Genomic DNA, 11,834 nt, shown 5'->3' with positions numbered 1-11,834 from the left:
CGACCCGATCTGCGCGCTGCAGGCGGCGATGGAAGGCTATGAGGTCGTGACCATGGAGGAAGCGGTCACCCGCGCCGACATCTTCGTCACCGCCACCGGCAACGAGGACGTCATCACCGCCGAGCATATGAAGGCGATGAAGCCGATGTCGATCGTGTGCAACATCGGCCACTTCGACAGCGAGATCCAGATCGCGGCGCTCAGCAACTACAAGTGGACCGAGATCAAGCCGGGCACCGACCTGGTCGAGTTCCCCGACGGCAAGCAGATCCTGATCCTCGCCAAGGGCCGCCTCGTGAACCTCGGCTGCGCCACCGGCCATCCGAGCTTCGTGATGTCGTCGAGCTTCACCAATCAGGTGCTGGCGCAGATCGAACTGTTCACCAAGCCGGGCGAATATGACAACAAGGTGTTCGTCCTGCCGAAGCATCTCGACGAGAAGGTTGCCGCGCTCCACCTGGAGAAGCTGGGCGTCAAGCTGACCAAGCTCAGCCCGAAGCAGGCGGCCTATATCGGCGTGACCACCGAGGGTCCCTTCAAGCCTGATCATTACCGCTACTAAGCGACGCGGCGGCGCTCGCGCCGCCCCTCGCTTCGCGATGATCGAAAGAGGCCTCGGCACCCCGCCGGGGCCTTTTTTCGTGGTGCCGCCCGCGACATCGCTTTTGCGGTTCGCGGGTGTTTCCCCGATGGCGCAAATGATTCTAGAAGCGATGCCATGTCGCACATGATCCAGCTCGATCCGATCGCCGCCATGATGCTCGCGATCATCGTTGCGCTGTGGGTTGCCGCCGCCGTGGCGGCGATCGTCATGGGTCTGCGCCGTGACGCGATCGCCAAAGCGCGCGCGCGCGATCTCGACCGGCAGGCGGCGCTGCTGGGCAGTTGCCCGGCCATTCCGTTCCGCGTCGGCCTCGACGGCCGCGTCGGGGCGGACACGCGCCTCGCCCATTGGCTGGGCCTGACCGAGATACCGACGACGATCGACGCGATGGCGACGCATGGCGAGGGCGGCATCTCGGTCGTCGACGCCGAGGGTCTGGCCGCCGACATCCAGGCCGCCAACCAGGCCGGACGCCCGTTCGAGCGTATCCTGCGCCTGGCCGGCAGCGACCGGGTACTCCTCGCGCGGGGCCGGCCCGCGCCGGTCGCGCTCGGCGACGGGGTGATCGTCTGGCTGTTCGACAACAGCGAGGCCGAGCGGACCATCGCGCGCCTGTCGCAGGAAACCGGGCTGATCAGCGACGCGCTCGACAGCTGCCTGGCGCTGATCGAGGCGGCGCCCTTCCCGATGTGGCACCGGGGCCCCGACCTCAAACTGGCGCTGGTCAATTCGGCCTATGTCGAAGCGGTCGAGGGCGACAGCGCCGAGGATGTGGTGACGCGCGGGGTGGAGCTGATCGACGCAGCCGACGGACGCGCGCCGCGCGCGACGGCACTGGCCGCGCGCGACAGCGGGCGGATCAACACGCAGGTCGTGCCGGTGACCCTCGGCGGCCAGCGGCGGACGATGCGCATCGTCGACGTCCCGATGGGCGAACATGGCGTGGCCGGCTATGCCTTCGACATTCAGGATCTCGAACAGACCCGCGCCGAACTCGGCCGCTTCCAGGAGGTTCAGCGCGAGCTGTTCGACCGTCTGTCGGCCGGTGTCGCGCAGTTCGGCGCCGACCGCAGCCTGATCTTCTTCAACCAGCCCTTCGTGCAGTTCTTCAGCCTGCCGCCCGAATGGCTGGTCGACCGCCCCGAATTCGACCGCATTCTCGAACGGTTGCGTGAGGTCCAACGCCTGCCGGAGGTGCGTGACTTCCCCGGCTGGCGCAATGAGCGGCGCGCCTGGTTCAACGCGGTCGACGCGGTCGAGGAGACCTGGACGCTGCCGGGCGGCCAGCATCTGCGCGTGGTGGCCCAGCCGCTCCCCAATGGCGGCCTGCTGCTGTTCTTCGAGGACCGCACCGAGCAGGTCCAGCTGTCGAGCGCGCGCGACACGCTGCTGCGGGTGCGCACCGCGACCTTCGAAAATCTGTTCGAGGCCATCGGTGTGTTCGCCGCCGATGGTCGCCTCCACATCTGGAACCAGAGCTTCCGCGACATCTGGGGCCTGTCGGACGCCGATCTTGCCCAGAATCTGCGCGTCGACGCGATGGTCGAGCTGGTCGGCGCCAAGCTGGCCGATCCGTCGCGCGCACAGCTGCTCCGCGACCTGGTCCGCATCGCGACGGTCGACCGGCAGGCCCGCACCGGCCGCATGGCGCTGGGCGACGGGCGCTATTTCGACTTCGCAGTAGTGCCGCTGCCCGACGGCAACGCGCTGTTCACCCTGCTCGACATCACCGCCTCGCGCGGGATCGAGGAAGCGCTGCGCGGACGCGCCGATGCGCTCGAAGAGGCCGACAAGCTCAAGACCGCCTTCGTCGCGAATATGAGCTATGAGCTGCGCGTCCCGCTGACCTCGATCGCCGGCTTTGCCGAGCTGCTCGACGGCGGCTATGCCGGTGAGCTTCCGCCGGTTGCCGGCGAATATGTGAAAGCGATCCTCTCTTCGGTCGGACGCCTCGGCTCGCTGGTCGAGGACGTGCTCGACCTGACCCAGGGGGCGGCGGGCAGCCTGCCGCTCGCAGAGGAGCCGATCGACCTGAGCCAGGTGCTCGGCGAGGCGGTGGAGGCCGCGCGCAAGGCAGCCGAGGCCAAACCGCTGAGCCTGTTCGTCGACATGGACCCAGACCTTGGCGGCATGCGCGGCGACCCCCGCCGCCTGCGCCAGATCGCCGATCATCTGCTCAACAATGCGATCACCTATACCCCGCCCCAAGGCCGGGTGACGATCCGCGTCCATGGCGACGACGACATGATCATCTGGACGGTGTCGGACACCGGGCCCGGCATGGACCCCGCCCAACGCGCGCGCATCTTCGACAGCTATCCGCGCATCGATGCGAGCAACGAGGAGGGCAAGCAGCTGATCGGCATCGGCCTGCCGCTGACCCGCCAGCTGGTCGAAGCGCATGGCGGCTCGATCGCGCTTGACAGCGAACCCGGACGCGGCACGACGGTCACCATCCATCTGCCGCGCCGCCATGGCGAAAGCGTCAATGTCTGAGCAGACCGACGGCGCGCTGATCCTGCGCGGTGCGGAGGACACGCTGGCGACCGGCGCACGCCTCGCCGCGCTGCTGCGGCCCGGCGACGTGGTCGCGCTGTCGGGCGATCTCGGCGCGGGCAAGACGACGCTCGCGCGCGGGCTGCTCCAGGCGCTCGGCTTCGAAGGCGAAGTGCCGAGCCCGAGCTTTCCGATCGTGATCCCCTATGCCCCGCCCGAGCTGCGTCTGCCGCTCTGGCATGTCGACCTCTACCGGATCGACGACCCGGAGGAACTGTACGAACTCGGCCTCGACGAAGCACGGCTCGACAGCGCGCTGCTGATCGAATGGCCCGAGCGGATGGGCCCGATGCTGTGGCCCGATGCGCTGCGCCTGACGATCGAACCGGCCGGCGAGGATGCACGCCGCTTGACTTGGACGGCGCCCGCGCCATGGGAGGGTCGATGGCCGCCCCGATGATCCCCCCCGCTCATGCCCCTGCCTTTCTCGATGCTGCCGGCTGGAACGGTGCAGAGATTTTGCCACTGGCTGGCGACGCCAGCTTCCGGCGCTATTTCCGCGTCCTGCGCGGCAATGACAGCGCCGTGCTGATGGATGCGCCGCCCGAGCATGAGGACAGCCGCCCCTTCCTCGCGGTCGCACGCCATCTCGAGACGATCGGCTTTCGCGCCCCGCGCATCCTGTCGGAAGACCTCGATGCGGGCCTGATCCTGCTCGAGGATTTCGGCGACGCCCGGATGAAGGAGGTGATCGACGCCGATCCGACCGCCGAACAGGGCATTTACGGCCAGGCGATCGACCTCCTCGCCGATCTGCACGCAGCCTCTCCGGGTGCACTGCCGCCCTATGACATGGCTGTCTATCAGCGCGAGGCCGGGCTGTTTCCCGAATGGTACATGCCCGCCGTCGGGCTGGCCGGGGGCGCCGCAGCCTATGCCGCCGCCTGGGACGAGGCGCTGGCGCCGGTCGCGAACGACCAGTCGATCACCGTGCTGCGCGACTATCATGCCGAGAATATCATGCTGCTGGACGACGGCAGTCTCGGCCTGCTCGACTTCCAGGATGCGCTGGCGGGGCACGCCGCCTATGACCTCGTCTCCCTGCTGCAGGATGCCCGGCGCGATGTCGATCCGGCGCTCGAGCAGGCGATGATCGCGCGCTACGCCGCGCGGCGGCCCTTCGACGAAGCCGCCTATGCGCTGCTCGGCGCGCAGCGCAACGCCAAGATTCTCGGCATCTTCACCCGCCTGTGGAAGCGCGACGGCAAACCGCGCTACCTCGCCTTCCAGCCGCGCGTGTGGAGCTATCTCGAACGCGATCTTGCCCATCCGGCGCTCGCCCCGGTGCGCGCCTGGTTCGACACGCATGTCCCGGTCGAGGCGCGCGCTGCCTTCTGGGCGGACCATCGGGCATGAGCAGCGCGACGCCCCCGATCGGCACCGCGATGGTGCTCGCCGCCGGGCTCGGCAAGCGGATGCGCCCGCTGACCGCGACCCGCCCCAAACCGCTGGTCGAAGTGGCGGGCAAGGCGCTGCTCGATCATGTGCTCGATCGGCTGCGCTCGGCCGGAATCGGCAAGGTGGTGGTCAACGCCCATTATCTTGCCGACGCGCTGGAAGCCCATCTCGCCCGCAAGGCGACCGATCTCGATGTCCGAATCTCCGACGAACGGGCCCTGCTGCTGGAAACGGGAGGCGGGGTCGCCAAGGCGCTGCCGCTGATCGACGAGGATCATTTCCTGATCGCCAACAGCGACAATCTGTGGATCGACGGCCCGGTCGACGCGATCGATTTGCTCGCCTCCAGCTGGGACGATGCCGCGATGGACGCGCTGTTGCTGCTGGTCCCGCTGGCGCGCGCCAATTGCCATTCGGGTATGGGCGATTTCCACATGGACGGGGTGGGCCGCATCGCCCGCCGCCGCCCGTCGCGCGTCGCCCCCTTCGTCTTCACCGGCGTACAGATCGTTTCCAAGCGGCTGTTCCACGACCTGCCCGAGGGGGCCTTCTCGTTCAATCTGCTGTGGGACCGCGCCATTGCGGAGGGGCGGGCCTTCGGGCTCGTGCACCAGGGCCTGTGGTTCGACGTCGGCACCCCGCCCGCGATCGCCCGCACCGAGAGCCTGCTCGGACTGGCCTGAAGCACAGGCCGATCGATGACGGCTTCCGCCGCCCGGCGCTGCGGCTAAGGTGATATCCATGACCCATCCCGCCGTCTTCACCATCGCCCCGCACCGCGCCTTCGCGGATGCGCTGGCGACCGGGCTGATGGCGCTGCACGGCCCCGATCCGCTGCGCCTCGCGCGCACGACCCTGCTGCTGCCCAACAACCGCGCGGTGCGGGCAATCAATGACGCCTTCGTCCGGCGCGCCGAAGGCGGACTGCTGCTGCCCCGGCTCGTGGCGATCGGCGATCCGGAGCTGGACGAGCGGCTGGGCGGGCTCCTCGACCCGATCGGCGGCGAGGACGACGAGCCGATCCCGCCGGCGATCGAACCGCTCGAACGGCAGATGATCCTCGCCCGGCTCGTTGCGGAAGCGCGCCTGGCGGCGGGCGACCCGATCGACGGCAGCGAGGCGATCCGCCTTGCCGGCGAACTGGGGCGCACGCTCGACCAGCTGCTGATCGAGCGCATCGATCCCGCCCGCCTGCGCGACATGGCTTCGCTGCCCGAATTGTCGGGCCACTGGCAGGCTTCGCTCGACATGCTCGAGACGATCCTCGGCCGCTGGCCCGAGGAACTGGCCCGGCGCGGCCGGATCGACATGGCAGAGCGCCGCAACCGGCTGCTCGACCGCGTCGCGCGGCGCTGGCACACGACGCCCCCGCCCGGCCCCGTGGTCGCGGCCGGCATCGGCAGCGCGACCCCGGCAGTCGCGGCGCTGCTGGCGACCATCGCGCGGCTGCCGCAGGGCATGGTCGTGCTGCAGGGCCTCGACACGCTGTCGGACGACGCGGAATGGGAGGCGCTCGGGCCGCACGTCCCCGCCGACGAGGGCGAACGACCGCCTCGCCCGATCGAGAGCCATCCGCAATATATGCTCAAACGGCTGCTCGACCGGATGAGCGTCGGCCGCGCAGAGGTCCGCAACTGGCGCTGGGGCGGCGGTCGCGACGCACGGTCGGTGCGTGCCCGCGCGATCGTCAACGCCATGGCCCCCGCCATGTTCACCGACAAATGGTATCGCCTGCCACCCGCCGAGCGGCGCCTGTCGGGCGTCCGTGCGGTCGAACTCGCCAATCCCGCCGAGGAGGCCCAGACGATCGCGCTCGCCCTGCGCGAAGCGATCGAGACACCCGGCCGGACCGCCGCGCTCGTAACGCCCGATCGTGTCTTGGCGCGGCGGGTCACGGCGCATCTGGCGCGTTGGGGCATCGTCGCCGACGATTCGGCCGGCACGCCCTTGTCGCTGACACCGGCCGGCACCCTGCTGCTCGCCATCGCCGAGGCTGCCGCCGAAGCCTTCGCCCCGGTTCCGCTGCTGGCGCTTCTCAAGCATCCGCTGGTCCGACGTGGTGAGGAGCGCGGCGCCTGGCTCGATGGCGTCCGGCGTCTCGACGCCGCACTGCGGGGGCCGAGGCCCCCGGCGGGGCTCGACGGTGTCAGCCGCTTCCTGCGCGACGGTGACGACCATGCCCAGCGCGCGCGCAAGCCGGCGATCGGCTGGTGGGAAGCGACCCGGCCTCTGCTTGCCCCGCTGGCCGAGGCCGTCGCGGCCGGCCCGACGAAGGGCGGCTTGGCCGCCCTGCTTGCAGCGATTCGCGAAGCCGCCTCGACCCTGGCCGGCGATGCCGCCTGGTCGGGCCCGGACGGCCGCGCCGCCGCCGACCTGATCGCCGAGCTGGAGGCGACGGCGCCGCTCGGGCCGACCGACTTCACGGGGGCCAGCCTCGCCCCCATGCTGCGGCTGATGATGGATGGCGTCGCCGTCCGCCCGCCGCAAGGCGGCCATCCGCGCCTGTCGATCTGGGGTCTGCTCGAAGCACGGTTGCAACATGCCGACCTGATGGTGCTGGGCGGGCTGAACGAGGGGGTTTGGCCGCCTTTGCCCAGCCCCGACCCGTGGCTCGCCCCGCGCATCCGCAGCGAACTCGGCCTGATCGGCCTGGAGGCGCGCATCGGCCTGTCGGCGCATGACTTCGCCATGGCCCTGGGCGCCCCCGAGGTGCTGATCACCCGCGCGCGCCGCGACAGCCGCGCGCCGACGATCGCCTCGCGCTTCTGGCTGCGGCTGGAAGCGATGACCGGCGGGCTGACCCGCGAACATCGCCTGCCCGCCTGGGCCGCCGACATCGACCGCCCCGAGGGACCACCGCGCCCGGCCGCACGCCCCGCCCCCCGTCCGCCGGTCGAGGACCGGCCGAAGCTGATTGCGGTCACCAAGCTCGACCGGCTGAAAGCGGACCCCTTCGCCTTCTATGCCGACACGATGCTCAAGCTGCGGCGGATGGATGCGGTCGATGCCGATCCGACGCCGGCCTGGCGCGGCACGGCGGTCCATGCGATCTTCGAGGCGTGGATGCTGGAGGACCAGTGCCGGCCGGACCAGCTGCTCCCCCGCGCGCGGACGCTGCTCGATGGCATGGCCGCGCACCCGGTGATGCGGGCGCTGTGGGAGCCGCGCCTGTTCGCGGCGCTGGAATGGATTGGCGAGCGGATGGGCGAACTGGTGGCGGAAGGCCGCCGGCCGATCGCGGCGGAGGTCGAAGGCCAGATCGAGATCGCCGGGATCACCCTGACCGGCAAGGTCGACCGCATCGATTCCGGCGCACAGGACAGGCTCGCGATCGTCGACTACAAGACCGGCATGCCGCCCAGCGCCGCGCAGGTGGCCGAGGGTTTCTCGATGCAGCTCGGCCTGCTCGGCCTGATCGCCGAGCGCGGCGGGTTCGATACTGTGCGGGGCGTTCCCGGCGACTTCGAATATTGGTCGCTGGCCAAGAACCGCACCGGCGGCTTCGGCTATGTCGCGAGCCCGGTCGGCGGACGCAACGGGATCGACCCCGAAGGCTTCACCGCGCTGGCCGCGCACACGCTGACCGAGGCGGTCGGGAAATGGCTGACCGGCGATGCCCCGTTCGAAGCCAAGATCGCCCCCGAATATGCTCCCTATGCCGATTATGACCAGCTGATGCGCCTCGACGAATGGTATGGGCGCGAGCCGGCCGGTTCGGGGAGCAACCCCGCATGAGCGCCCGGCTGAAACCGCTCGATCCGCTGCTCGATCAGCAGCGGCTGGCCTCCGAGCCCGGCGAGCTGATCTGGCTGTCCGCGTCGGCGGGCACGGGCAAGACCCATGTGCTGACCGCGCGCGTGCTGCGCCTGCTGCTGTCGGGCGCCGCCCCCGAATCGATCCTGTGCCTGACCTTCACCAAGGCGGGCGCGGCCGAGATGGCCGATCGCGTCCACCGGCGGCTGGCGCGCTGGGCGGGGCTCAAGGACGACCGCAAGCTGGTCCAGGATCTCAGTCGGCTGGGCGAAGATGCCAGCCCCGACGCGGTCCGCCGCGCCCGGCGGCTGTTCGCGCGCGTGCTCGACGCGCCGGGCGGCGGACTGCGCATCCAGACGATCCACGCCTTCTGCCAGACATTGCTCGCCGCCTTCCCGTCGGAAGCGGGGCTGACCCCGGGTTTCCGTCCGCTCGAAGGGCGCGAGGAACAGGCGCTGGCACGACGCACGCTGGCCGATCTGCTCGACCGGGCCGAGCGCGGCGGCGATTACGGCCTGCTGCGCGATATCCAGCATCTGAGCCTGCGCATCGGCGAGGCGCGGGCCGAATCCTATCTGGTCGAATGCGCGCGCAGCCCCGAGGCGATGGCAGCGCTCGGCCTGCGCGATGCGATCGAGCCGCGTCTGCGTCGCGTGCTGGGGGCGCCGACCGGTGATGTGGAGGAAGCGGTCGAAGCCGGCTGCGCGGCGCTCGACCTCGATTGCTTCCATGCGATCGCAAAGGCGAACAAGGCCTGGGGCACTGCAAGCGGGCTGCGCGACGCCGATATCGTCGCCGCCTTCCTCGCCGCTGCCCCGCGCAGCCGGGCAGCGATGCTCGATACGGTCGTGAATGTCGTGCTGACCAAGGGAGGGGAGCCGCGCAAGATCCAAGCGGGTCTAGCCAAGGCCGACGCCTGCTATGGCGATCATTGCAGCCGCCTCGCCGAACAGATCAGTCATCTGATCGGTCTGCGGCGGCGTGCCGAACTTGCGGCGATGATCGGCGCCGCGCTGCGGGCGGGGCAGACCTATGCCGCCGCCTATGTCCAGGCGAAGCGCGATGCCGGGGTGGTCGACTTCGACGATCTGATCCGCGCTGCCGTCGACCTGCTCGACACGCCGGGCATGGGCGACTGGGTGCGCTACAAGCTCGACCGCTCGACCGACCATATCCTCGTCGACGAGGCGCAGGACACCAATGCCCGCCAATGGGCGATCGTCGCCTCGCTGGCGTCCGAATTCTTTGCCGGAGCCGGCGCGCGCGGGAATGCGAAGCGGACCCTGTTCAGCGTCGGCGACTTCAAGCAGGCGATCTTCGGCTTCCAGGGCACCGATCCGCTTGCCTTTCTCGCTGCCAGCATCGGCTTTGCGCGCCGCGCCGACGAGGGGTCGGAGGAACTGCCCGACGCGGAGAAGCGACGCTTCCACCAGCTGTCGCTCGACCGCAGCTTCCGCTCGGCGCCCGCGGTGCTCGAACTGGTCGATCAGGTGGTCGCGGATCTCGGCCCCGACCAGCTGGGCCTGAACGAGGAGACCCCGCGTCACCAGCCCTGGAAGACCGATCTGCCGGGCCGCGTCACGCTGTGGAAGCCGCTGTCGGTCGACAGCATCGCCAGTCTCGAGGAGGATGCCGGCGAAGAACAATGGGTCGACGATGCGACCCGCGCCTTCGCGACCCGGCTGGCGGCGCAGGTGCGTCGCTGGCTCGACGAGCGTCTGTGGCTGCACGGCGAAGGCCGCGCGATCCGGCCCGAGGATATATTGATCCTCGTCCGCCGCCGCGCCGAACTCGCCTCGCTGATCGTCGCCCGCCTCCATGCCGAAGGCGTAGCGGTGGCGGGCGTCGACCGCCTCCGCCTGACTGCCCCGCTGGCGGTCCGCGACCTGCTCGCGGCGGTGCGCTTCGCGGTGCAGCGGCAGGACGATCTGAGCCTGGCCGGCCTGCTCGTCTCCCCACTGTTCGGCTGGAGCCAGGACGAGCTGTACCGCGTCGGCTTCGGCCGCAAGGGACGCCCGCTGATCGACGCGGTGCGCGAACGGGGCGACGCCGCGACCATCGCCGCGCTCGACGACATCCTCGGCCGTGCCGACTTCACCACCCCCTATCGCTTCCTCGAACATCTGCTGAGCGGTCCGCTGCAGGGACGGCGCAAGCTGATCGACCGGCTGGGCCAGGAAGCGCGCGACCCGATCGAGGAACTGCTCGGCGCGGCACTCCAGTTCGAAGGGACCGCCACCGCCTCGCTCCAGCGCTTCCTCGACTGGTTCGATCGCGGCGAGGTGGAGATCACGCGCGACCCCTCCGCCCCGGCCGATGCGGTGCGCGTCATGACCGTCCATGGCTCGAAAGGTCTCGAAGCGCCGGTGGTCATTCTCGCCGACGCGACCGGCAATCCAGACGCGACCCCGGTCGGCAGCCTGCGCTGGAAGATGGGCGGCGAAAGCGAAGGCGTACCCATTCCCCGCCCGCGCAAGGACGAACTGGTAGAGGAAATCGCCGCCGACGCCTCGGAACTGGCAGAGCGCGAACGCCAGGAACATTGGCGGCTGCTTTATGTCGCGCTGACCCGAGCTCGCGAGCATCTGGTGATCGGCGGTGCATTAGGCCCCCGCGCTCGCGGCGTTCCCCCCGAATCGAGCTGGTACCATGCCGTACGGCGCGCCATGGACCGCCTGGATTGCGAACCGGTCGCCGACGACTTGTGGGGCGAGGCGCATCATTTCCTCGGCCTGTCGCCGCCCAGCCGGCCCGCAAGCCGCGCCGAGGCCAAGCCCCGCCGCGAACGCCCCCGGCTCGCCCCGCCGGACTGGCTGCACCGCCCTGCACCGATCGAGGCGCGCCCGCCGCGCCCGCTCGCCCCCTCCTCGCTCGGCATCGACGACGTGCCTAACCCGCCCCCGTCCGAAGCTATGCGCGCGGCAGCGCGGCGCGGCACGCTGCTCCACGCGCTGTTCGAGCGCCTGCCTGCCGTCGTCCCGGAGCGGAGAAGGACGGCTGCCATCCGCTGGCTCACCGGATCGGGGGGGATCGAGGATGACGGGATCGCCCATGCGCTGACCGAAGACGCCTGCCGGGTGATCGAGGATCCCCGCTTTTCGGCCTTGTTCGGCGCCGAGGCGCTCGCCGAGGCTCCGGTGGCCGCTGTGGTCGAGGGCAGCGTCGTCGCGGGCACGGTCGACCGATTGCTGATCGAGCCGGACCGGATCCTCGTGGTCGACTTCAAGACGGGGCGACGCGTGCCGGACCGGATCGAGGAGGCGCCGACGCATCACATTCGCCAGATGGCTGCCTATGCGGCGGCACTCTCGACCATCTTTCCGGGCCGCGCGATCGAGGCGGCGCTGCTCTACACGGCGGGACCGAGCCTGCTCCTGCTGCCTCCCGACCTCATCGAGGCGCACAAGCCCGGCTTTAGGGCGGAGGAGCAAAACCACGCCCAAGGCCGTTGAGACTGTCGCGACCGCAGCTTACATCAGTTGCCGAAGAGACGTTGTCGAAGAAACAAGGAGTTTTCCCCCCG

Annotated in this window: 7 protein-coding genes; all 7 read left to right on the top strand. The window is 70.0% G+C overall.

Translation table 11 applies throughout. The features are described 5' to 3' along the window. A partial coding sequence (locus KAY22_RS08480) for an adenosylhomocysteinase (RefSeq protein ID WP_296622215.1) occupies positions 1-562 on the top strand: 562 nt, incomplete at its 5' end. A 156-nt stretch (positions 563-718) separates the two neighbouring features. Next, entirely contained in the window at positions 719-3,100 is a 2,382-nt protein-coding gene (locus KAY22_RS08475) for a PAS domain-containing sensor histidine kinase (RefSeq protein WP_296622214.1), read from the top strand. After that, a complete protein-coding gene (gene tsaE / locus KAY22_RS08470; RefSeq protein WP_296622212.1) occupies positions 3,093-3,560 on the top strand; it encodes a tRNA (adenosine(37)-N6)-threonylcarbamoyltransferase complex ATPase subunit type 1 TsaE in 468 nt (155 codons plus the stop codon). Before KAY22_RS08475 ends, tsaE begins: the two co-directional genes overlap by 8 nt. Next, positions 3,557-4,516, top strand: a complete 960-nt coding sequence (locus KAY22_RS08465) for a phosphotransferase (RefSeq protein WP_296622217.1) — start codon at positions 3,557-3,559, stop codon at positions 4,514-4,516. Before tsaE ends, KAY22_RS08465 begins: the two co-directional genes overlap by 4 nt. Then, on the top strand, positions 4,513-5,241 hold the full coding sequence (locus KAY22_RS08460; protein WP_296622210.1) for a nucleotidyltransferase family protein: 729 nt from the start codon (positions 4,513-4,515) through the stop codon (positions 5,239-5,241). The genes KAY22_RS08465 and KAY22_RS08460 overlap by 4 nt, the downstream gene beginning before the upstream one ends. A 58-nt stretch (positions 5,242-5,299) precedes the next feature. Further along, a complete protein-coding gene (gene addB / locus KAY22_RS08455; RefSeq protein ID WP_296622207.1) occupies positions 5,300-8,293 on the top strand; it encodes a double-strand break repair protein AddB in 2,994 nt (997 codons plus the stop codon). Then, the gene (addA, locus tag KAY22_RS08450; protein ID WP_296622204.1) at positions 8,290-11,763 is read left to right on the top strand and encodes a double-strand break repair helicase AddA; all 3,474 of its coding nucleotides are present in this window, start codon (positions 8,290-8,292) and stop codon (positions 11,761-11,763) included. The genes addB and addA overlap by 4 nt, the downstream gene beginning before the upstream one ends. The last annotated feature ends 71 nt before the right edge of the window (positions 11,764-11,834 follow it).

It is taken from the genome of Rhizorhabdus sp. (genome assembly GCF_018006725.1).
Taxonomy (GTDB): Bacteria; Pseudomonadota; Alphaproteobacteria; order Sphingomonadales; family Sphingomonadaceae; genus Rhizorhabdus.
The sequence above is the reverse complement of the archived record's forward strand: the minus strand, read 5'-3'. Positions and strand labels throughout refer to the sequence as shown.